Here is a 20,846-nt window from a genome sequence, read left to right on the forward strand (position 1 = left end):
CTCGCATTCGCCCCTTGCAATGGAAAGACGCCACTATGCGGCAGCCACCATCTGAGGAATGCCGGCGATCCGTGCGGGCAGCAAACGGAGTTTTGCGCCGTTTCGGCCTTACGCAATGTCATAGATCTGACCCTGGAGTTGCAGGTTGATCTCGTTTTGCACGCCGCCATCGACCAGCGCCCAAATGATCTGGCCTGCGGGCTTATAGACCACGAACGCTTCACGCGCCCCGCCGCCTGCGCCCGGTGTCTGAGCATAGCTGACGCGAAAATCGTCAACGCTGGCGCGGGCACCGAAAATCAGCACATCATCTTGCTGCGCGTCATAGTCGCGGACCCAGTCCGTCGCGTGCAGACGAATGCCACCATGATAGAACTGGTCGGCACCGTTGCCGCCGGCAAGCCTGTCAAAGCCGAAGCCGCCATTGAGGAAATCGTTTCCGTCGCCGCCGACCAGCATATCTCCGAAGTCAGACCCGGACAGCACGTCATTGCCATTGTTGCCGACCACCGTATCAGCGCCATACCCGCCAAAGATCGTGTCATTGCCGTTTTGGCCGACGAGCCTGTCATTGCCATACCCGCCGTAGATCAGGTCATCGCCATCACCGCCGAAAATCATGTCGCTCAGGTCGGCCCTGCTGGTGCCGCCGATCAATTCGTCGTCCCCGTCGCCGCCGCTGATCGTGTCCTTGCCATCCTCGCCGCGCAGAATATCCCGGCCCGCGTTGCCGGTCATGCGGTCCGCCGCGCTGCCGCCATCGATCACGTCATTGGCCGCGCTGCCATGCACGACAGTCGCACTGGTTCCGCCGATCACGCGCTCGATGTTGTGGAATTCTCCGGTGTAGCTGCGATCGACCTGCACATAGCGGATGGAAAAAGCCTCGGCCTCGGGACTGTCGGCACCGGGAAGAACGCGGTTCGCATCGTCGGCAGAGTTGGCAAAGGTCGGATTGGCCTCTTCGACCAGTTCTGGCGTCATGATCTGGCCGTTGAACACCCGCGCCTCGCGGGTTCCGGTATCGTCCCAGACCGGCTGATCCACACGCAGCGTGGCCGAATAGGCGCCTGCCACCAGGTCGATGGAGATGTCGCCCTCAAGATTGCCCAGGTCGATCGTGTCGATGCCCGCGCCGCCGAAAAGCGTGGCGTTGCCCTGATCCAACACAAAGGTGTCGCGCCCGGTGCCGCCATAGGCCAGATCGTCGCCCAGACCCAGCACAAGCACATCATTGCCTGCGCCGCCATCCAGCGTGTCATTGCCCGCGCCCCCTGACAGGGCATTTGCACCGGCGTTTCCGGTGATGCGGTCATTGCCTGCGCCGCCGATCACGTTCTCGATGCTGATAAACCGGTCCGACCCATGCGCACCGGATGCAGTCATCAGGTCAAGGTTCACGACGACATTGCCAAAATCGGCGGCCAGCACATCGCCCGCGGTATTGCGCACGACCGCGTTGGCATAGGACACCGTATCGCGTCCGGTGCCGCCGTCCAGCGTGTCATTTCCCGCGCCGCCATGCAGCACGTCACGACCGTCGCCGCCAATTAGATGGTCATTGCCGGTGCCGCCGATCAATTCATCGTTGCCGCCATAGCCTTCGAGAATGTCATTGCCGCCCAGTCCCATGAACCTTTCACCGATATCGCGTCCGATTATGCGGTCGGAGATGTCGACAACGCCGATGACTTCTTCGATCCCGTAAACCTTGGCGTCGATCCCGTTCAGCGTTCCGGGGGTCGTCAGGTCGCCGGTGCGCAGGTTCAGTTGCAACTGGCTGACGAAGCGGGAACTGGCGTCCAGCGCCAGCGTATCATATCCGCCGCCGCCGTAGATCGTGCCATCCATCCGTCCGACATAGATATAGTCATCGCCCTGATTGCCATTCACCACATGACCGTCGCCCGAGGCTTGCACATGCAGATGGTCATCGCCATTGCCGCCATATATCTCGCCTTCGAGGTTCAGTTGCAGATAATCGTCGCCATCCTGACCGTACAGGATCGCTTCGGAACTGCCATCGTTGGAATTTGCGCGGATCAGGCGGTCTTCTCCGTCGCCGCCAAACACCGTAACCCGGTCATTGCCTTCCAGATAGACCTCGTCGGCGTAGTCGCCGAGATAGATGTATTCCATACTGTGCAGGTTGCCGCGCGAGAAGGCGGATGTGGTGGTGGTGCCCGAACTGGACGAAGATCCCAGATCGCCGGACTCGTCGGCAATGGCGGCGCTGATACGGCTGCCGATGGCCCCTGACAGACGGATCGACCAGCGGGCATTGTCGATCAGCCGCGTATCGAGCGTGTCGTCGCCGCTGCCGCCGTCAAACGATCCGCGGTCCCCGGTCACCAGAATAAGATCGTCACCGGTGCCGCCAAGCGCCTCTGTCACGCCTTCGGAACGGATCGTGTCATTGCCGCCGCCGCCGTCAACGAAGAACCGGTCGCCGTAGCTGGCGCGCCGCCCCACGATGACATCCCCCATGTCCGAGCCGACAAAGGATTCGATGTTGTCGAACCTGTCGGTCGCCAAGATATTCGTGCCCGCATCATTCAGCCGGCGCACGATGCCGTTTTCGGCAAAGACCCTGAGCGGGCCCGAGGCTTCCTGCGTGTCGATTCGACTTTGGCTATGGTCACGCCCGACGCGGTAGTTGTTCCACTGGCGCGAATAAATCAGCGTGTCAAAGCCCTCGTTGCCGTCATAAACCTCGCCGCGTCGCCCGACGACCGTGCCACCGGCGACAAGAATATCGCTGTCCTCGCCACCCGAAACGGTGTCATTGCCCGCGCCGCCGATCAGCAGGTCACGCCCGCCACCGCCCGAGATCACATCATTGCCTTCGCGCCCGTCGATGAAGTCGCGGTCGGAGTTGCCGACAAGCCGGTTCCCCGCACCGTTACCGCGAAAATCAATGTCGCGATTGTCGTACATCTCGGCGTTTTCAATGCTGACCAGCACATCGCGGTCCGATCCGTCCCAGGCCTGACCGGTCACAAGATCGACGGTGGTGCGCGAATTTCCGGAGGCGTCGTTCTCGGCATAGATCCAGGTATCGCTGCCATTGCCGCCATTGACGGTATCAGCGCCCAGCAGCGTCACGAACGCATCGTCGCCTTCGCCGCCAGTCAGCGAATCCGCGCTGTTCGAACCGGTGAACCGATCATCGCCGCCCAGACCGAAAGCCACCAGCCCGTTGACGGCGGCATAGATGAAATCTGCATTCCCGGTTCCGGTGAAGGGCGAAGACGTTACACGGAACACACTGTTGAACAGTTGGGTCTGGGTCAGCTTCACATCATTGAAGACGAATTGTTCGATATCATAGGCGACTTCGATCCCCTGCCGCCCGCCGCCTTCATGCAGAAACACGATCGGCCCGTTTTCCTGCGGTCGGGAATAGCTGTAGCTGATAAAGTTTTCCTCAAAGATCAGACGGTCCGTGCCCGCGCCGCCATAGACCGTATCATCCCCGATACTGGCATAGATCACGTCATGGCCGCTATTGGCCCGCACGAGGTCATTGCCCGCGCCGGGATCCAGCACGTCTGCGGTTTCCTGCCCGATCAGCGTGTCGTCGTCCTGGCTTCCGCCGCGTATGGCCCCGGTCGCGTCGCCGTCCAGCAGGTTGAAGATGTCATCGGTCAGATCGTCGATAAAGCTGCTGATATCGGTGTTCCAGCCGAGCGACCCCAGGAATTCATCGACCTGCACAAACGCGCCGTCGATCTGCGCATCGATCCGGTCCAGCACATTTGCACCGGGAATCAGATCGGAAATCTTGTCGGCAATCCGGTCCAGAACAGCGGTGATGCCCAAACTGTCGAGGATCCAGTCCACCACGGGCCTCACTGTGATATTGTAGATGAAGCCAACGGCGTCCAGCACCGGTTCCAGCGGGCGCAGCGCCGAATAGGCCGCGTTAAGCGGTCCGGACAGAAACCCGAGCGAGTCGTTGATGCGCGAAAAGGCCGATGCGACAGAGTTCATCGGGGAGAACAGCCCCGAGTAGAACTGCGCGCGAAAACCGTCGATCTCGGACTCGATGCCGTCATAGATGCCGTTCAAACGCTCCATCGCGGAATTGATCGGGCTTACCGTGGTGTCGACCGCGCGGGATAGCGGGTTGATCAAACTGCCCACGAAATCGAAAACATGGATCATGTTATTGGCACGATTGACCTCAATCTGAAGTCTCGCATTGCTGATCGCCAGTTTTGCGTCGAAATCCTCCAGCTTGTCTTCGGCATCCTCCAGCCGGTCGGGCCAGCCCGAACGCTCGATCCGTTCGTCCAGATCGCGAGCCTTGTCGCGGATGCGGATCGTGGCGGTCTCCAGCCGGTCGAGAACGCCATCCATCACCTTGGCCACGACCTTCATCGGCCCGACCTTTTCCAGCACTTTCAGCGAAAACTGCATCGAACGGATGGTGCGCAGGAAGTCGGTGGCCTGGTCCTCGACATAGCCGGCCGCTTCCAATGCCTCCTGCGCGATCTCCACCGCGTCGAGCATGTTTTCAACCTCGTCGCGCAGGTCTGTGACATTCGACCGCGTGTGGTTGAGATTGGTTCTGTAGTCGAGAAGTCCTTGTCCGGCAGCCATTTGCAATTACTCGGTTAAATCAACTTTTGCGCGGCGCAGATTGCGCCGTGGTGGGAAAAAACCACCGATGCGCACAAGTTTACCATGGGGAAGGTGCTGGCCCCAATCAGGTGATCACCCCAAATTGGAACGACGCCGCCCGGATACTGTGCAGGATGTCAGGTGGCGGGTGGCAGATTCACATAAACGCTCGTGCCACCGCGACGGGGCAGCAGGCCAAATGTCAGGCCGTACTCGCGCGCGATACCCGCGACGATCGAAAGACCCAGACCGCTGCCCTGGGCCGTCTCTGCCCCGGCCAGCCGGATGTTGCGGCCAAGCGCCGTTTGCAGATCAACCTCCGTCAGGCCCGGACCGGTGTCATGCACTTCCAGCCTGTGGCTGTCGCCGCTCCGTCGCAGCCCCACAAGAACCGTGCCGGTGGCGGTATATTTTATGGCGTTCGAGACCAGATTCGTGGCCAGACGCATCAGCGCGAGCGGCGGCAGCGCGGTCTGCGCCGTGCTGTCCACCACCCGCAGATCCAGCCCCTTGTCGCGCGCCTCGGCTGCGAACATGTCCCGCAGCGCGTCCAGCACCTGATCGAGGCGGACATTCTCTGCCGGATGGCCGTTTGTGTCCGTCGCTGCGTCATTGTCCAGATAGACGTCGACGCCGCCGGGTCCGCTGGCACTTGCCAGTTCGCGGTTCACCAACGCTTCGAGATAATCGAACGTCTCTTCAATATCGACGGGGCGCGGCTTGGTCCGGGCCGCATCCTCTCCCGGCAGCAGGGCCTGCACGTTCAACCGCAAGGCATGTATCGGTTGGCGCAGATCATGGACCGCATCGGCCAGCTTGCGCTCTTTGGACCGGGTCAATTCCACCGCGAGGGCGTAGCGTTGTTCCAGCTCTTGCAGACGACCCGACAGGGACAGGCTGCGCCGCGCTTCGGACAGCGACATTTCCAGCGCTTCTTCGCGGTTGCGTTTCATCTGGTTGAACCGGTCGAGAATGGCGAACCCCATCAGCGCGGCGTCCAGCACCAGCACCACGCGAATGCTGTCGAATTGCACTTCCTCGGAAATCTCGATGCCCAGCCAGTGGCGCGCGGTCATGATCCCTGCCGAAACCACGGCACCGCCCCAGGCCAGCACATAGAACCGCACTTCGGCAAAGCGTGTCCGGGCGACGGCCAGCCCGCTGGCAAAATACAAGAGCATCGAGATCAGCGACAGCAGCACCAGCAGCTTCTTGACCGTCTGCGTGTCTGCGAACAATGTCGCGCCGACCACCAGCAGCGTGACCCCCATCATCGTCAATATGATCCGTTCCAGCATCGGGTGATACAGGAAGGTTTGCAGGAAATGCCGCGCGAAATTCCCGCCGAACAGGATGATCCCCGACCCCAGCAGCACAGAGGCGTAGCCGTTGAACAGCGGTGCATTCGGCCAAAGATAACGAAACGTGTTGCCGTCGGCATGCATGATGAACAGCAATCCGCAGGTGGCATATCCGGCATAGGCTGCGAAGATGAACTGGCGGGTTACCGCGAAGGCAGCGGTGGCGGCCAGCACCAGAAACAGCATCATCCCGTAATAGATGAAATTCTTCGCTGTCTTGTGTTCGGCCAGGACGGCAAAGCTTTCGGGGGTGCGAATGGCAAATGCGGCCTCGGAAGAGCCGCCCGACCAATAGCGGATATAGACCGCGACAGGTTCACCGAAGGGCAGGGGAAGAGGCACGACCAGTTCCGGGTAGGCGATCTCCCGGTCAGAGAAGGGCGAGGTCGGGTGCAGTTCCTCCAGAACCTGTGTGCCCTGCGCACCCGCCAGGTAGACGCGGAACCCCTGAAAGAAGTTTTCGCGGACATGGAGACGCCATTCGGGCACCGCGGCGTTTTCGTTCCTCAGCAGGACACGAAGCCAGATCGCGTCCTTGGTATAGCCGAAATCGGCGCTTGGCCCGCTGACGGCCTGCCAGTCATCGGCGCGTTCCGGGGCGCTGACATCATCAAGGGAAAGGTTGCGGGACGGATCGCGCAGCGCCATGATATGTCCCTGCAACTGGGTCGCGGCAAGCGGGCCGTGCAATTCGGCAACCGGCTGGGCTAGCGCCGCCGCGGCCCAGCAGAGCGCCACAAATATCAGCCCCGTTAGCGGGACGCGCTTTCGCATTCGATGCCCTCGTGCAGGAAAGGCCAGGACCGATGCCCGTAACCCTTCTGGTTGCCGATGATCATGCCTTCACGCTGGACGGTATGCAACGCGCGCTGTCGCGGATCGACGGGGTGCAGGTGGTCGCCACCGCGCATAACGGGATCGAGGCAATCGCCCTGGCGCGTGCGCATCGCCCCGATATTGCCGTGCTGGACATCGCCATGCCCGGTGCCAACGGGCTGGAGGTGGTGGTGGAACTGCGCAGGTGGTCGCCCGGCACGCGTTGCGTCGTCGTCACCGGCACACCCGCGCCGGGCGTTTTGCGCCAGTTGCAGGAGCTTGGCGTCTGCGGGCTGTTCGTGAAATCCGCCGATCCGCAAGAGATTTGCGCGGGCATTGCCCGGATCGTCGCCGGCGAAACGGTGATCGCACCCGAGATCGCGATGCGCATCGCCGAGGAAACCGCCGCCGACGGCCTGTCGGAGCGTGAATTGGAAGTGTTGCAGATGATAGCGCGCGGCCTGACCAATTCCGGCATCGCCGAGGCGCTCTCCATCAGCCCCAAGACCGTCGAAAGCCACCGCGCGTCCCTGATGCGCAAGCTGCGGGTGCATTCCGTCGCACAACTGCTGATCCGGGCGGTGCGCGACGGGTTGTTCTCGGTCTGATGGCGGCGAGGGTAGTCCGTCCCACACCGTTACCGTTTGTACATTTCACGGTAACCAAACGGAACATACTGCGCATCTGCGAGTTATATTTTCGAATGACACAGCGACAGGAGAGATCGTTATGAACTGGGATCAAATCGAAGGTAAATGGGAACAATTCAAAGGCAACGCCCGCGAGCAGTGGGGCAAGCTGACGGATGACGAACTGGCCCAAGCCCGCGGCAACCGCGAGCAACTCGCAGGCCTCGTGCAAGAGCGCTACGGCAAGACCAAGGAAGAAGCCGAGCGTGAAGTCGACGAATGGCAAGCGCGGATGTGAGCTTGGCTTTTCTACTTCTATCACTACAGAGGGCGGGACTACTCCCGCCTTCGCTGTCTGGACTGCATTAAACTGAGCTGTATCGCAACTTTTCTCGATGCGACGGCTGGTCCCAACTCAGAGCAAAAGTCTTTAGCTTCGCCTTCCGACCATGGCGCGTCTTTACGCGGTGTGGCCGAGGCCGATGCTATTCCTCGACGCCAGCCGCTGTGAACAATATTGGACCAAGATTTGTGTTGGGCCCAAAGTCTCGGTACTTCAAGTGACCATCTGCAATATACAATTTTCGCAGCAAATAGGTTTTGACATTCCCCAAAACGGTCAGGGCCATCGCATCTCCATCATCTGTCGGAATAATTGAAACTGCATCGTCCCGCGATGCAATGCTCTCAATTAGCCTTCGCACTTCATATGGGTCGGTCACCCGTTCCACTTGGAAATAACAGGCACCTTCGAAGAGGCCCACACCAACGATTGTTATGCCTCCCAAAACAATCGTTACCGGAGCCATTAAGACTGCGCTGACCGTACCGACAAGGCCCCCGGTCCCTGCTATAATTCCCACGGTGCCAGCCGCAGATGTTCCTGCTGCAGTAGATGCTAGCATGGTAAGGCCCGAACCAGCATGAACCAAAGTGTAATATCCTGCAGCCTGTAGGCCGACGCCCGCGGCGGCGCTGCCGCCAGCGACTGCCGTCCCAATTGCGGTGACAGACTTACCCACCAGGCTCGACGGAGTGTAGTCGCAGACTTCCGCCTGGCTCGTATCCGCGATGAACATGAAACAAACCGCGCAAGTAAAAACTGCTCGTGTAATCATCAGCTATTCCTAACCAATCCATTAATTTAGTCTGAACTATTGGGTTCAATCACAACTTGTTATCCAAGTGTTAGAAATATCCCGCATTTTCCGGCGGCGGTAGTTTAATCCTTCGCGAATATGTAAGCCGAACCGCACCGTCCGCGCCCACGATATTTGTTGTGCGACGCGGTATTGCCTTCAGTCGAGCTAGATCAGACCAAGGTTTCTGAGATCACACATCCAACTCTTCCACGAACCGCGCGTTTTCCTGAATGTATTGATAGCGTAGCTCGGGTTTTTTTCCCATCAGCCGTTCCACCAGATCGCCGGTTTCGCCGGGTTCGTCTTCGTCTATGGTGACGCGGATCAGCTTGCGTGTTTCGGGGTTCATCGTGGTATCCTTGAGATCCTTCGCGTCCATCTCGCCCAGACCCTTGAAGCGGCTGACGCCGATCTTGCCCTTGCCGCCAAGGCCTTTTTCGAACCACGCGTCGCGCTCTGCCTCGTCCAGGCAGTAGACGCGCTTGGCGCCCTGCGTCAGCCGGTAAAGCGGTGGGCAGGCGAGGTAGAGGTGCCCGGCGTCGATCATCGGACGCATCTGGGTGAAGAAAAAGGTCATCAAGAGGGCGGCGATATGTGCGCCGTCCACATCCGCATCGGTCATGATGATGATCTTGTCATAGCGCAGATCATCGACGTTGAACCGGGTGCCCAGACCTACGCCAAGCGCCTGGGTCAGGTCACTGATCTCGGCATTCGTGCCCAGTTTGGCGGAGGCCGCCCCCAGCACGTTCAGGATCTTGCCGCGCAGAGGCAGCAGGGCTTGGGTCTTGCGGTCGCGTGCCATCTTGGCCGACCCGCCGGCCGAGTCGCCCTCGACGATGAACAGTTCCGTGCCGGCGCGGTTCGTGGCCGAACAATCGACCAGCTTGCCGGGCAGGCGCAGCTTTTTCGTCGCCGTCTTGCGCGCGGTTTCCTTTTCCTGACGCCGTTTCAGCCGCTCTTCTGCGCGCAACACCAGAAAATCAAGGATTGCGCCCGCGGATTTGGTATCCGCCGCCAGCCAGTTGTCGAAATGGTCGCGGACGGAGTTTTCCACCAGCCGCTGTGCTTCTGTCGTGGCAAGACGGTCCTTGGTTTGCCCGACGAATTCCGGTTCCCGGATGAAACAACTGACCAGTGCGCAGCCGCCCGTGGACAGGTCATCACGGGTGATCTGCGCGGCTTTCTTGTTGTTCACAAGCTCGCCATAGGCGCGGATACCCTTGAGGATCGCGGCCCAGAACCCGGCCTCATGTGTGCCGCCTTCGGGCGTGGGCACGGTGTTACAGTAGGACTGGATGAAGCCGTCGCGGGCAGGGGTCCAGTTGATTGCCCATTCGACCTTGCCAGGCGCATCGAACTTCTCGCGGAAATCGACCAGCCCGGCAAAGGGTCGGTCGGCATAGGTTGTGGCACCGCCCAGCGTTTCGTTCAGGTAGTCGGCCAGCCCGCCGGGGAAGTGGAATGTGGCCTCGGTTGGCGTTTCGCCGTCGTCGATGGCGGATTTCCAGCGGATTTCGACGCCGGAGAAGAGATAGGCTTTGGAACGGATGGACTTGAACAGCCGCGCCGGTTTGAACCTGTGATGGCCAAAGATCTCTTCGTCCGCATGAAAGGTGACGGTGGTGCCGCGCCGGTTGGGGGCCGCGCCGATTTTTTCAACGCCGCCCAGTGGAATGCCGCGCGAGAACCGCTGTTCATACAGTTCCTTGTTGCGCGCGACCTGAACGACCATCGAATCCGACAGCGCATTGACAACCGAGGCCCCCACGCCGTGCAGACCGCCGGATGTTTCATAGGCCTTGCCCGAAAACTTGCCGCCCGCATGCAGCGTACACAGGATTACCTCCAGCGCGGATTTGCCGGGGAATTTGGGGTGGGGGTCGATGGGAATGCCGCGCCCGTTGTCGCGGATCGTGAGGGCGTAATCCTCGTGCAGTTCGACCTCGATGCGGTTGGCGTGACCTGCCACGGCCTCGTCCATGGAGTTGTCCAGCACTTCGGCCACGAGGTGATGCAATGCGCGTTCATCTGTGCCGCCGATATACATGCCCGGCCGTTTGCGCACCGGTTCCAGCCCTTCGAGAACTTCGATGGACGAGGCGTCATAATCGGAAGGGGCGGTGCCCGAGAGGAGGTCTTCGGCCATTGTGCTGCTCTTTTTCTGTGTTTTTGCTTGCGGCCATTATGGCAGAGCACGGAGCAGGGGAAAAGCACGCGTTGCGCCCGATCCTACAGCATATTGTCTTGCAAGCGATTTGGTGGCGACAGGTGCCGGAGGCCCCGGCTCGATGGCCGGGGCGCGTGTCACCCGGCCGATGCCGTTTGCGAGATGTCTTCGATCAGCGCAGCAAGAGCCTCGGGTGCCGGTTTCTGGCCCGAAACCCATTGATAGAGATCCTGATCGCTCTCGTCCAGAAGCATCTCGTACCTGTCAAGCTGGAGGCTGTCCAACTGCGCCAGTCGGGCATCCGCGTAGCGTGACAACAGGATGTCCATCTCCTTGATCCCGCGCCGCATCGATCGCATCTTCAGACGTTTGAGACGGATCGCACGCGTTTCGGTCATTGGCCCGCATCCTGCATCAGCGTGCGCAGGCGCTTTTCCAACCGTCCCATATGCGCGGCGGACTTGCGAAAGGTTTCGCGGGCCTCGCGGATATCGGCAAGGATCTCGTCCAGCCCTTCGGGCATCTCGGTCTCATCTTCGGGCGCGTCCACGCCCTCTCCGTCGCCATTCAGCAGCCACATCATCGAGACGTTGAGCAGTCCGGCCATCATCGACAGCCGGTTGGCGCGTGGTTCTGACGTGTCGGCCTCCCAGCTTTCCAGGGTCGACAGTTTGATACCCAACCGTTTGGCCAAGTCCTTCTGGGTCATGTTGGCCGCTTCTCGGGCGGCGGCGACGCGGTCTCCGAATGTGGCCCTGTCGGGGCCGTACCAGGCGTCGTTCGTGTCGGTCATGCAGTGTCCTTCCAGCGATTGGGCTTGATCGGCCATTGGGGGCACCCTAAAACATGTCCGAATTGGCTTCAAACCGGGTGCGACCATGAGCTTCCTTTCCGCGACACTTTCGCGTGTAAAGCCGTCTCCGACGGTCGCTGTGACCACGCTTGCGCAGGAATTGAAGGCGCAGGGACGCGATATCATCGGTCTGGGCGCAGGCGAGCCGGATTTCGACACGCCGGACAACATCAAGGACGCGGCCATTGCGGCGATTCGCGCAGGCCGCACGAAATACACCGCACCAGACGGAATGCCGGAACTGAAGGCCGCCATTTGCGCCAAGTTCGCCCGCGAGAACGGGCTGAGCTACATGCCTGCACAGGTCAGCGTGGCCACGGGCGGCAAGCAGATCCTGTTCAATGCGCTGATGGCGACGCTCAATCCGGGCGACGAGGTCATCATTCCCGCGCCCTACTGGGTCAGCTATCCCGATATGGTCCTGCTGGGCGGCGGCACGCCCGTGCCGGTGGAATGCGGGATCGAGGCGGGTTTCAAGATGACGCCTGAGCAGCTTGAGGCCGCGATCACGCCAAAGACCAAATGGCTGATCTTCAATTCCCCGTCAAATCCTACCGGGGCAGGGTACAGCCGCGATGAGCTGAAGGGCTTGACCGATGTTCTGCTGCGCCATCCCCATGTCTGGGTGATGACCGACGACATGTATGAACATCTTGTCTTCGACGATTTCAAATTCTGCACACCCGCTCAGGTCGAGCCGGCGCTGTATGACCGCACGTTGACCTGCAATGGGGTGTCCAAGGCCTATGCGATGACAGGCTGGCGGATCGGCTATGCGGCGGGGCCGGAGGATCTGATCGCTGCGATGCGCAAGATCCAGTCGCAATCCACCACCAACCCCAGTTCGATCAGCCAATGGGCGGCCGTCGAGGCGCTGAACGGAACGCAGGACTTCCTGCCGCGGTTTCGTGCGATGTTCCAGCGCCGCCGCGATCTGGTGGTGAAGATGCTGAACGAAGCGCCGGGCATTACCTGCCCCACGCCGGATGGCGCCTTCTACGTCTACCCCTCCATTGCCGGGTGCATCGGCAAGACCAGTCCGGAAGGCACGCTGCTGGATACGGATCAGGCATTTGCGACGGCGCTGTTGGAAGAAACCGGCGTGGCGGTGGTGTTTGGTGCCGCCTTCGGACTTAGCCCCAACTTCCGTGTCAGCTATGCAACCTCCGAGGACGTGCTGACAGAGGCCTGCAACCGCATCCGCCGCTTCTGCGAAAACCTGACCTGACGTTCCGCTGACCTGCCGTCCAGCGTCCTGTGCGGCACCGGGCCAGTCAGGCGGCGTAGGTTGGCCTGACCGGAAGAGGGACGCTCATCCACGTCCGACGCGTGGCCTTCCCACTGACGTCCGCAAGACCGAGAAATGCCACCAATGGCGGCCACCCGTTCGATGCGCAGCGCGTCCCGGCCCCGAGCCGGGACCTCTTGTTCCCCAGGCAATGACCTCAAAGCTCAACAAAAATCGCCTTACCCCAGATCCGCCGCCCGCATTTTCAGCACGAAACGCGTCACCATCAGCAAGCCGGCAACCGCAAGGCCCATCACCAGACCAAGCCAGATCCCCGGCCCGCCAAGGCCCATCGGGAAGCCCAGCACATAGCTGGCTGGCACCCCGATCACCCAATAGGCAACGCCCGCCATTATCATTGGCACCTGCGTGTCCTGCAGTCCGCGCAACAGTCCAAGCGCGACCACCTGCGCACCGTCTACCAGTTGGAACAGCGCCGCCATTGCCAACAGGCTGATGCCGACCGACAGGATTGCGCCATACCGGTCGTCCTCGGGATCAATGAAAGCTGATACGAGAAGGTCCGGCACAGTCAGAAATACCGTGACCGTGACCAGCGAGGTGGCGATGCTCAGCCCGGCCACGGCAGCAGCGCCGCGGATCAGATGCGCCATGTCACCACGCCCCACCGCATTGCCCGCGCGCACGGTCGCCACATTGGACAGGCCCAGATGCACCATGAAGGCCGCAGTCGCCAGCTGAAGCGCGATGCCATGTGCGGCCAAGGTGACCTCGCCCAGCCAACCCATCATCACGGCGGAGGCGGCGAACAGGGCAACCTCGGCCAGATTGGTCAAGCTGATCGGCCAGCCCAGCCGAAACACCCGCGCCAGCATTTCCGTATCGGCCCGCCAGAACCGTGCGAACAGCGCATGTTGCGGCAAGACGATGTTGATATAGATCATCACGCCGACCAGCGACAAAGAGTTGGTGACGAGCGACGCCACCGCCGCGCCGCGCAGCCCCAATTCCGGCGCGCCCCAATTGCCGAAGATCAGCGCGTAATTGACCAGCGCGTTCAGGACCGCAGCACAGGCGGTAATCCAGAAGACGATCCGGGTATGTTCCATTGCGGCCAGATAGCTTTTCAGCGCCATGACCGACAGTGCCGGGATCAAGCCCAGCCCGGTGATGCGCAGATAGGATTGCGCCGCGATGGACAAATCCTCGGTCTGGCCCAGCAATTGCAGTAACGGCCCGGAAAACCACAACAGCGGCAGGACCAGCACAGCAAAGCCCAAGGACAGCCACACGCCCATACGGGTCGCGCGACGGATCATCACCTCGTCCCCCTTGGCGTGATATTGCGCGACCATGGGCATCACCGCCCAGCCGAACCCCGCCCCCATGATGAACAGCACGAAAAACAGCGTAGTGGCGAGGGTGACGGCTGCCAGCGCCTCGACGCTGTACCAGCCCAGCATGACGGTGTCGGTCAAGCCGATGGCGAATTGCGCCAGATGCCCGCCAATCAGCGGGACGCCAAGAAAAAGGATCGCCCGCAGATGCTGGGGCAGTGTCATCGCACCGGTCATTGCGTAGCAGTATGCCGCTTCTTGCATGTCGGCAAGATGGCAACTGGCGCGCGCAGGGCGTGGCTTGATCCAAAGAAATGACGCGTCCCATTCAGCCACGCACGCTTTTGGTCGGTAGGGTTAGGATTGTGCGGGCCGCGCCTGTCTGGGCGATGCCGTTCAGCTTAGCCCTTCAACACATCCCGCCAGCTATGTTCCGGCCGAAACCCAAGCATCGATTTGGCCTTTGCGTTGGAATAGAACGTTTCTGTTTCACCCATCTCGCGTGTGACCGGCACACCTTCATAGTAGCGGGCGCATATCTCGGCGCTGCTCAGTGCGACGGAATGATCGTCGTTGGAGACGTTGAAAACCTCATAGCCCAGCCCGTCGGTCGCAAGGCAACGATCGACCATCTGCCCCAGATCGCGCGCGTCGATATAGGCAAAGATATTGCGGCGGCGCAGGTCTGGATCCGCAATATAGGCCGGAAAGTCCGATGCATATTCATGCGGCTCGATCACGTTGTTGATTCTCAACCCGTAGATGTCGATGCCCGAGCGCGCATGAAAGGACCGCCCGCAAGCCTCGTTGCAGATCTTCGACATGGCGTAGCTGTCATGCGGCACGGTGGGGTGGTCTTCGTCCACCGGAACATAGTCCGGCTTGACCTCGCCATCTGCAAAACAAATCCCGTAAGTGGTCTCGGATGAGGCGAAAATGACCTTGGGAATGCCCAGTTTGACGGCCGCTTCCATCACATTGTAGGTCGACAGGGTGTTGGTGCGAAAGGTCTCGTTGTCGGGCTTTATCAGGATGCGGGCGAGGGCCGCAAAATGCACCACGGCATCGAATTTGGGTACCCCGGTTCCGGGGTCCAGTTCACCGAAATTGGCAAGCGATGTCATGGCGTTGAACACTTGACCAGACTCGGTCAGATCAACGGTCAGATTGTCGACGCCGGGGTGATCCAGCGGCACCAGATCGGCGTTAAGCACCCGGTGGCCGCGTTCCAGAAGATACGGGATGACGTGACGCCCGGCCTTGCCGGACCCGCCGGTGAACAGAATTCGCATGAGTATCCTCCCGATTTTACTGCGTTCAGGCCTGCTTGATCGGCGTCCGACAATCAAGCCTGCGCGAAAAATTGCAGCAAATTTGTCGCTTAACAATTTTTTCGGTTTTTTAGCGGACTCTCTCCGTCAAGAAAGTCATGGCGGAGTAGACATAATGAGCATCCATTCAAATATGGGGCAGGGTCCGGAACAGGGCTTTATGGCGGGTTATCTGGAGGCGCTGGCGCTGGTCGAACGATTGCACCGGTTGTTACTGGACGTGATCAAGGACGAATTCGAACGCGTCGGCGTGCTGGACATCAACGCGGTTCAGGCGCTTTTGCTGTTCAATATCGGCGAGAACGAGGTCACTGCGGGTGAGCTGAAATCGCGCGGTTACTATCAGGGGTCGAACGTCAGCTACAATCTCAAGAAACTGGTCGAGATGGGGTACATGCACCATCAGCGTTGCGAGATTGATCGCCGGTCGGTGCGTGTTCGTCTGACGCCCAAGGGGCGCAACGTGCGCGATGTCGTGACGAAGCTCTTTGCCCGCCATGCCGATGGGCTGATCGAAAAGGGTGTTCTCAGCAACGAAGGCATCGCTGACATTACCGGGTCGCTGCGCCGGGTGGAACGGTATTGGACCGATCAGATCCGCTATATTTACTGAGCAGTCGCGTCAGGGGGTATTGGCGGACATGACCAAACCCTGAAGCTCGCGTTTGAGCTTGCGCACCATCGCGGCCTCAAAATCCGCAAAGCCGCGTGCGGTTTCGACAAAAGCATCCGGCCCGCGCAGAACATAGGCTTGATAATAGGATGAAAGTTCGGCCAGTTCGCCAAGGTCCAGATCGGCGGGCGGCCCTATCACCAAGCCGTTGACAGTGATCCCGCCGAGTGCGGCGCCGTCGATCTCGCGGGGATGCGGACCGGTATTGGATTTGCCATCACCCGACAGATCAAGGGTGCGTTTGCGGCAATCGGACTGGCCCGCCAGCAACGCAGCGCCATGGGACATTGCCGCCCCGATTGCCGTCGAAGGGTCTCCCGCCGGCCGAGTCGCCCGCCGCAGGGCCGTCGCGGCGGCGGCGATGGAGGCTGCGTTTTCGATCTCTGTCCAAGGCAAGGTCAGGCGATGGCTGGTCGGGCCGCTCCATTCAAAGACCGACAAGCGGACCGGTTCCGACGGCATCGCCAGCAATGCGGCCTGCACTTCGGCGTGCATCAACGCATTCGCCAAACCCTGCATCTGAAGAGCATATTCCGTTGCGTCAACAGAGCCGGACACATCCAGCCCCAGAACCAGCGCCTGCCGGCAGGCGGCCTGGGCCGCTGTGACGGTCAAGATAAGTGTCAGCCCAACGGCCAGTCCCCGAATGATCCTGCGCAAATCGCTCATCCGCGCGGATCCTTTTGAAGCTGCAAAGTTTGACCGACAACCAGATCATTGATCTCGCGGAACAGCTTGCGGGTCATCGCCTCACGATAGCCTTCATAGCCTTGCGAAACCTCGACGAAGGCGCGGGGGCCACGGATCACTTCGCGCTCGAAATATCCGGCCAGTGCCGGATTGTCGTTCAGCACAGCCAACCCGTTGACGGTGACCCCGGCGAAGGGGAAATGCTGATAGGCCAGATCCGGTGCGAAGCCCTCATTGTTGCGCCCGTCACCGGATACGTCGAGAACGCGCCGCGTACAGTCCGGCCCGCGCTCCAGCAGGGTTGCGCCATAGCCCAATGCATAGCCAAGCGCCGTGGGAAAGTTGTCATGGCTGCGCGGCGGCGACAGAATTGCGGCAACCGCGCCGTCAATCGATGTGTCACCGTCCAGCACCGTCCAGTTCAAAAGCATCTGATGCTGGTCGCGCCCGCTCCATTCATAGGCTGCGAGCGCCACATGCCGCGGGGCACCGGACAGGATTGCCCTGCGCACATCCGCGTCATTCAGCGCTGCGGCCAGTCCCCGGCGTTGCAGCAGATGCTCTGACGCATCCACCGAAGAGGACACATCAAGCGCCAAAGCCAGCGCCAGCCGACATTGCGCTGCGGCCGGACCGGACGCGCACAATGCCAGCAAGAGCGCCAGTGCCTTTACCAATGGCCGGTATTTTCCATGCTGGCCCAGGGTTCTTGTTTCGGCAGGCTATCACCTTCCTGCAACAGCTCGATCGACACGTTGTCGGGAGAACGGACAAAGGCCATATGCCCGTCGCGCGGGGGCCGATTGATCGTCACCCCATTGTCCTGAAGATGCTGGCAAAGATCGTAGATATTCTCGACCCGGTAGGCGAGATGGCCGAAATGGCGGCTGTCGGACGGCAGACCATCATCGCCGTCCCAGTTCCATGTCAGTTCAACCGGGCATTCTTCCTGTCCCGGCGGGGCCATGAAAACAAGTGTGAAGCGACCGCTTTCGCTTTCGGTGCGGCGGGTCTCTTGCAGGCCAAGAAGAGCGTAGAAGGCCATGGATTTTTCAAGGTCTTTCACCCGGACCATGGTGTGCAGGTAGCGTAGGGACATCTCATTCTCCGAATTGTTGGATCGCCCTTCACGATAGAGCCGCGGACCGGGATGTCGAGAGGATCAGCCGCGCCCCTGCGGCATCGACGCGTTGGGCACACGCATGACATGGGATTTCTCCGCAAAACGCATTCACCCGATCTAGTGGTTTATCGCGCCGCCTCGTCAAGATATGGTCTGGCTCGACTCATCTAGCGCCAAAGGATTCGCCCATGCCCCTCTCGCCCGACCAGCAGGCCGAAATCGACGATCTGCGCAGCACCCCGCGCGAAACGCTGCGTGCCACCGCGCCCGGCATGGAGCAGCATCTTTACAAGGCGATCCCGGTTCTCGATCATGGTTTCGTGCGGGTCATCGACTATATGGGCGACGATTCCGCGATCTGTCAGGCCGCACGGGTCAGCTATGGCCGTGGCACAAAATCGGTGCAGAATGACGAGGGGCTGATCCGCTATCTGATGCGTCACTGGCACTCGACGCCGTTCGAGATGTGCGAAGTCAAGCTGCACGTCAAGCTGCCGGTTTTCGTGGCGCGCCAGTGGATTCGGCACCGGACCGCCAACGTCAACGAATACTCTGCCCGCTACTCGATCCTGGACCGGGAGTTCTATATCCCCGAGCCCGAAGCGCTGGCAGCGCAATCGGTCGTCAACAATCAGGGCCGGGGCGAGGCCCTGCAAGGCGAAGAGGCCGATCGCGTGCTGCGCTACCTGCGCGATGATGCGATGCGCGCCTATGATCACTATGAAGAGATGATTGGCCAGGACGGTCAACAGGGTCTGGCGCGGGAATTGGCGCGGATGAACCTGCCAGCAAATATCTATACGCAATGGTATTGGAAGGTGGACCTGCACAACCTGCTGCATTTCCTGCGGCTGCGCGCCGATGCCCATGCGCAATATGAAATCCGCGTCTATGCCGATGCGATCTGCAACGTGGTCGCCGATTGGGTGCCATTTGCCTACAAGGCCTTCGCGGATTACCGCATGGGTGGCGCAACCCTGTCCTCAAGCGCGTTGGACTGCGTGCGCCGGATGCTGAAGGGCGAGACCGTCACTCAGGAAACCTCTGGCATGTCCAAAGGCGAATGGCGCGAATTCATGGGCGTTCTCGAAAGCGATCCCAGCTAGGCACGCGGCGAAGCCGGTTCAAGAGCGACAGGGAAGACCAAATTGTCTGGCCCTGTCGTTTGCGCGCACAAGCGTAGGCTCGGAACACACCCGTTCGGCCAGGCATAACCTGCCCCGGGCTCTGACCCGGGGCCTTTTGTGCCGCCCCGAAAGGTCTTGCAACTCTGCTCGCCGTGTCATTTCCCAACGCCGGTATCATGCGCTGAAAACTGCCACTGTTGCGTGCGAAACACAGAACAAATTCGTGATTGCGCCGTGAAGGAACTGTGTGCGGCCGCTACCTATTTCTTCTTCAGTCGCCCGGCACAAACGGGCGCTGAAATGAAACAAAGAACGAGGAGCATGACCATGTCTGCATCCAGATTGACCCTTGCGGCAGCGCTTGCCGCGTCGACAGCCATCGCAGCACCGGCCTTTGCCGGCAGCCTGGACAACACCCTCAGCGAGCCAGAGCCCGCCGCGCCTGTCGCCGTCGTTGCTCCTGCGCCGCTTTATGACTGGACCGGTCCTTCCATCGGTGCCCAGCTTGGCTTTGGCGATATAGAGACCGAGAATGCCGGTGGCGTCGAAGGTGACGGCGGCCTGTACGGTCTGCGCGCCTATTACGATTATGACTTCGGCAACTATGTCGTCGGCGGCGGCATCCAGTATGACGAATCCGATATCGACATTGATGGTGCCGCAACGCTCGACAAGGTGTTCCGCGCAGGTCTGCGCGCCGGTGTCGATCTGAACCGTACGTTCCTGTATGGTACAGGCGGCTACGCCAAGGCCTTCACCGAAGATGACGCTGTATCGCTTGGCGACTCCAACGGCTATTTCGTCGGTTTGGGTGCCGAGCACTTCCTGACCGAGAAAGTCACCGTGGGCGGTGAGTTCCTATATCACCAGTTTGACGATTTCGACATTTCCGACGTGGAAGCCAATGCAACAACCGCGAACGTTTCGGTAAACTACCGCTTCTAAAGCGGCGCGGCGGTTCCGGGCATCCGTGCCTCGCATCTACAAGGGGCAGCCCATCGGGCTGCCCTTTTCCGCGTCGCGTGGCGGATTTTCGAAACCAAACAGATCCGACACGCGCTGAGCAGCGTATGTTGGATACACGCGCTGAAAGGAGCATCCATGCAGATCGTCATCCTCTATGTCTCGACCGCAGTGGTGTTTCTGGGGCTTGATGCCGTGATGCTGAAAAGCGTGATGCGGCCTCTGTTTGAACGGCATATCGGCAATATGCTGAGCGATACGCTGAACCTTGGTGCTGCTGCCGTCTTCTATCTTTTCTACGTCGGCGGCGTGATTTACCTGATTTCTCTGCCCGCGCTGCGCGACAACGCACCGACGCAGGCTCTGTGGGGCGGGGCATTGCTGGGCGCGATGGCTTACGGCACTTACGAATTCACGAATTTCGCCACGTTGAAGAACTGGCATTGGCAGATGGTGGCGACAGACCTTGTATGGGGAACGGTTCTGACCGGAGTATCCGCGTTGGCCGGCGTTTTGATCACGCGTGCCTTCGCTTGACTGATCTCATGAAGACTGACATTTAAGAGTTTGTAAAATCATGGCTTTCTATGATGGAGCGACACATGGCATGGACACTTCACCAGTTTCTGCACCTCGATGAACCAACAGAACAAAGCGACGAACGGCAATTTCCATCCGAAGAGTTGCTCCGCATGCTTGTTCAAGGATGTGGTGCCAGACACTAGGCAAGGCGCGCAGGCCAGCAGCCTGGATTGC

The 20,846-nt window shown here is 60.3% G+C and carries 18 protein-coding genes; 7 read left to right on the forward strand and 11 right to left on the reverse strand.

Features of this window, described 5'->3' with window-relative positions; translation table 11 throughout:
- Nucleotides 1-108: 108 nt before the first annotated feature.
- The gene (locus ACN0WV_RS09745) at nucleotides 109-4,605 is read right to left on the reverse strand and encodes a calcium-binding protein (RefSeq protein ID WP_417605399.1); all 4,497 of its coding nucleotides are present in this window, start codon (nucleotides 4,603-4,605) and stop codon (nucleotides 109-111) included.
- Between the two features lie 158 nt (nucleotides 4,606-4,763).
- Nucleotides 4,764-6,761, reverse strand: coding sequence for a sensor histidine kinase (locus tag ACN0WV_RS09750; protein ID WP_417605400.1), 1,998 nt, complete (start codon nucleotides 6,759-6,761; stop codon nucleotides 4,764-4,766).
- A gap of 32 nt (nucleotides 6,762-6,793) precedes the next feature.
- Here ACN0WV_RS09750 and ACN0WV_RS09755 point away from each other — a divergent pair, with 32 nt between their 5' ends.
- Together ACN0WV_RS09755 and ACN0WV_RS09760 are read left to right on the forward strand one after the other, a co-directional pair.
- Complete coding sequence (locus tag ACN0WV_RS09755; protein ID WP_417605401.1) at nucleotides 6,794-7,411, forward strand: LuxR C-terminal-related transcriptional regulator; 618 nt, start codon at nucleotides 6,794-6,796, stop codon at nucleotides 7,409-7,411.
- A 121-nt stretch (nucleotides 7,412-7,532) separates the two neighbouring features.
- Nucleotides 7,533-7,730 carry a CsbD family protein gene (locus ACN0WV_RS09760; protein WP_084354311.1) on the forward strand — a complete coding sequence of 66 codons (198 nt, stop codon included), beginning with the start codon at nucleotides 7,533-7,535 and terminating at the stop codon, nucleotides 7,728-7,730.
- A 187-nt stretch (nucleotides 7,731-7,917) separates the two neighbouring features.
- Here ACN0WV_RS09760 and ACN0WV_RS09765 read toward each other — a convergent pair whose 3' ends face one another.
- From ACN0WV_RS09765 to ACN0WV_RS09780, 4 genes are all read right to left on the reverse strand, one after another.
- Nucleotides 7,918-8,550 (reverse strand): hypothetical protein, encoded by a 633-nt coding sequence (locus tag ACN0WV_RS09765; protein WP_417605402.1) that lies wholly within the window; start codon nucleotides 8,548-8,550, stop codon nucleotides 7,918-7,920.
- 214 nt (nucleotides 8,551-8,764) lie between these two features.
- Nucleotides 8,765-10,723 (reverse strand): DNA topoisomerase IV subunit B, encoded by a 1,959-nt coding sequence (parE, locus tag ACN0WV_RS09770; protein ID WP_417605404.1) that lies wholly within the window; start codon nucleotides 10,721-10,723, stop codon nucleotides 8,765-8,767.
- A 158-nt stretch (nucleotides 10,724-10,881) separates the two neighbouring features.
- Nucleotides 10,882-11,142 (reverse strand): succinate dehydrogenase assembly factor 2, encoded by a 261-nt coding sequence (locus ACN0WV_RS09775; RefSeq protein ID WP_417605406.1) that lies wholly within the window; start codon nucleotides 11,140-11,142, stop codon nucleotides 10,882-10,884.
- Entirely contained in the window at nucleotides 11,139-11,537 is a 399-nt protein-coding gene (locus ACN0WV_RS09780; RefSeq protein WP_417605592.1) for a helix-turn-helix domain-containing protein, read from the reverse strand. Before ACN0WV_RS09780 ends, ACN0WV_RS09775 begins: the two co-directional genes overlap by 4 nt.
- 85 nt (nucleotides 11,538-11,622) lie before the next feature.
- Between ACN0WV_RS09780 and ACN0WV_RS09785 the strand changes: the two genes are divergently transcribed.
- Entirely contained in the window at nucleotides 11,623-12,825 is a 1,203-nt protein-coding gene (locus ACN0WV_RS09785) for a pyridoxal phosphate-dependent aminotransferase (RefSeq protein WP_417605408.1), read from the forward strand.
- A gap of 239 nt (nucleotides 12,826-13,064) precedes the next feature.
- On the opposite strand, the gene ACN0WV_RS09790 is transcribed toward ACN0WV_RS09785, so the two are convergent.
- Nucleotides 13,065-14,420, reverse strand: a complete 1,356-nt coding sequence (locus ACN0WV_RS09790; RefSeq protein WP_417605409.1) for an MATE family efflux transporter — start codon at nucleotides 14,418-14,420, stop codon at nucleotides 13,065-13,067.
- A gap of 164 nt (nucleotides 14,421-14,584) precedes the next feature.
- Nucleotides 14,585-15,475, reverse strand: coding sequence for an NAD-dependent epimerase/dehydratase family protein (locus ACN0WV_RS09795; protein ID WP_417605410.1), 891 nt, complete (start codon nucleotides 15,473-15,475; stop codon nucleotides 14,585-14,587).
- Nucleotides 15,476-15,629: 154 nt separating this feature from the next.
- On the opposite strand from ACN0WV_RS09795, the gene ACN0WV_RS09800 reads away from it, so the two are divergent.
- Entirely contained in the window at nucleotides 15,630-16,127 is a 498-nt protein-coding gene (locus ACN0WV_RS09800; protein ID WP_084354297.1) for a MarR family winged helix-turn-helix transcriptional regulator, read from the forward strand.
- A gap of 9 nt (nucleotides 16,128-16,136) precedes the next feature.
- Here ACN0WV_RS09800 and ACN0WV_RS09805 read toward each other — a convergent pair whose 3' ends face one another.
- The 3 genes from ACN0WV_RS09805 to ACN0WV_RS09815 are packed head-to-tail and all read right to left on the reverse strand — an operon-like array spanning nucleotide 16,137 to nucleotide 17,976.
- Nucleotides 16,137-16,856, reverse strand: a complete 720-nt coding sequence (locus ACN0WV_RS09805; RefSeq protein WP_417605412.1) for a DUF1194 domain-containing protein — start codon at nucleotides 16,854-16,856, stop codon at nucleotides 16,137-16,139.
- Nucleotides 16,853-17,554, reverse strand: coding sequence for a DUF1194 domain-containing protein (locus ACN0WV_RS09810; protein WP_417605413.1), 702 nt, complete (start codon nucleotides 17,552-17,554; stop codon nucleotides 16,853-16,855). The genes ACN0WV_RS09805 and ACN0WV_RS09810 overlap by 4 nt, the downstream gene beginning before the upstream one ends.
- A complete protein-coding gene (locus ACN0WV_RS09815) occupies nucleotides 17,548-17,976 on the reverse strand; it encodes a VOC family protein (protein WP_084354294.1) in 429 nt (142 codons plus the stop codon). Before ACN0WV_RS09815 ends, ACN0WV_RS09810 begins: the two co-directional genes overlap by 7 nt.
- A 212-nt stretch (nucleotides 17,977-18,188) precedes the next feature.
- On the opposite strand from ACN0WV_RS09815, the gene thyX reads away from it, so the two are divergent.
- The 3 genes from thyX to ACN0WV_RS09830 all read left to right on the forward strand — a co-directional run bounded on the left by thyX (nucleotide 18,189) and on the right by ACN0WV_RS09830 (nucleotide 20,627).
- A complete protein-coding gene (gene thyX, locus ACN0WV_RS09820) occupies nucleotides 18,189-19,106 on the forward strand; it encodes an FAD-dependent thymidylate synthase (RefSeq protein WP_084354292.1) in 918 nt (305 codons plus the stop codon).
- Between the two features lie 348 nt (nucleotides 19,107-19,454).
- The gene (locus tag ACN0WV_RS09825; RefSeq protein WP_417605415.1) at nucleotides 19,455-20,072 is read left to right on the forward strand and encodes an outer membrane protein; all 618 of its coding nucleotides are present in this window, start codon (nucleotides 19,455-19,457) and stop codon (nucleotides 20,070-20,072) included.
- A 156-nt stretch (nucleotides 20,073-20,228) separates the two neighbouring features.
- Nucleotides 20,229-20,627 (forward strand): DUF2177 family protein, encoded by a 399-nt coding sequence (locus ACN0WV_RS09830; protein ID WP_417605417.1) that lies wholly within the window; start codon nucleotides 20,229-20,231, stop codon nucleotides 20,625-20,627.
- Nucleotides 20,628-20,846 lie beyond the last annotated feature (219 nt).

Source organism: Primorskyibacter flagellatus (assembly GCF_048268605.1).
Classification (GTDB): Bacteria; Pseudomonadota; Alphaproteobacteria; order Rhodobacterales; family Rhodobacteraceae; genus Primorskyibacter; species Primorskyibacter flagellatus.

What these genes read in the sequence shown, in the direction of transcription:
- ACN0WV_RS09785 (WP_417605408.1), top strand. Translation starts at nt 11,623, where the DNA reads ATGAGCTTCCTTTCCGCGACACTTTCGCGTGTAAAGCCGTCTCCGACG.
- ACN0WV_RS09775 (WP_417605406.1), bottom strand. Translation starts at nt 11,142, where the DNA reads ATGACCGAAACGCGTGCGATCCGTCTCAAACGTCTGAAGATGCGATCG.
- ACN0WV_RS09800 (WP_084354297.1), top strand. Translation starts at nt 15,630, where the DNA reads ATGAGCATCCATTCAAATATGGGGCAGGGTCCGGAACAGGGCTTTATG.
- thyX (WP_084354292.1), top strand. Translation starts at nt 18,189, where the DNA reads ATGCCCCTCTCGCCCGACCAGCAGGCCGAAATCGACGATCTGCGCAGC.
- ACN0WV_RS09790 (WP_417605409.1), bottom strand. Translation starts at nt 14,420, where the DNA reads ATGACCGGTGCGATGACACTGCCCCAGCATCTGCGGGCGATCCTTTTT.
- ACN0WV_RS09765 (WP_417605402.1), bottom strand. Translation starts at nt 8,550, where the DNA reads ATGATTACACGAGCAGTTTTTACTTGCGCGGTTTGTTTCATGTTCATC.
- ACN0WV_RS09795 (WP_417605410.1), bottom strand. Translation starts at nt 15,475, where the DNA reads ATGCGAATTCTGTTCACCGGCGGGTCCGGCAAGGCCGGGCGTCACGTC.
- parE (WP_417605404.1), bottom strand. Translation starts at nt 10,723, where the DNA reads ATGGCCGAAGACCTCCTCTCGGGCACCGCCCCTTCCGATTATGACGCC.
- ACN0WV_RS09805 (WP_417605412.1), bottom strand. Translation starts at nt 16,856, where the DNA reads ATGAGCGATTTGCGCAGGATCATTCGGGGACTGGCCGTTGGGCTGACA.
- ACN0WV_RS09825 (WP_417605415.1), top strand. Translation starts at nt 19,455, where the DNA reads ATGTCTGCATCCAGATTGACCCTTGCGGCAGCGCTTGCCGCGTCGACA.
- ACN0WV_RS09780 (WP_417605592.1), bottom strand. Translation starts at nt 11,537, where the DNA reads ATGACCGACACGAACGACGCCTGGTACGGCCCCGACAGGGCCACATTC.
- ACN0WV_RS09745 (WP_417605399.1), bottom strand. Translation starts at nt 4,605, where the DNA reads ATGGCTGCCGGACAAGGACTTCTCGACTACAGAACCAATCTCAACCAC.
- ACN0WV_RS09750 (WP_417605400.1), bottom strand. Translation starts at nt 6,761, where the DNA reads ATGCGAAAGCGCGTCCCGCTAACGGGGCTGATATTTGTGGCGCTCTGC.
- ACN0WV_RS09815 (WP_084354294.1), bottom strand. Translation starts at nt 17,976, where the DNA reads ATGTCCCTACGCTACCTGCACACCATGGTCCGGGTGAAAGACCTTGAA.
- ACN0WV_RS09755 (WP_417605401.1), top strand. Translation starts at nt 6,794, where the DNA reads ATGCCCGTAACCCTTCTGGTTGCCGATGATCATGCCTTCACGCTGGAC.
- ACN0WV_RS09830 (WP_417605417.1), top strand. Translation starts at nt 20,229, where the DNA reads ATGCAGATCGTCATCCTCTATGTCTCGACCGCAGTGGTGTTTCTGGGG.
- ACN0WV_RS09760 (WP_084354311.1), top strand. Translation starts at nt 7,533, where the DNA reads ATGAACTGGGATCAAATCGAAGGTAAATGGGAACAATTCAAAGGCAAC.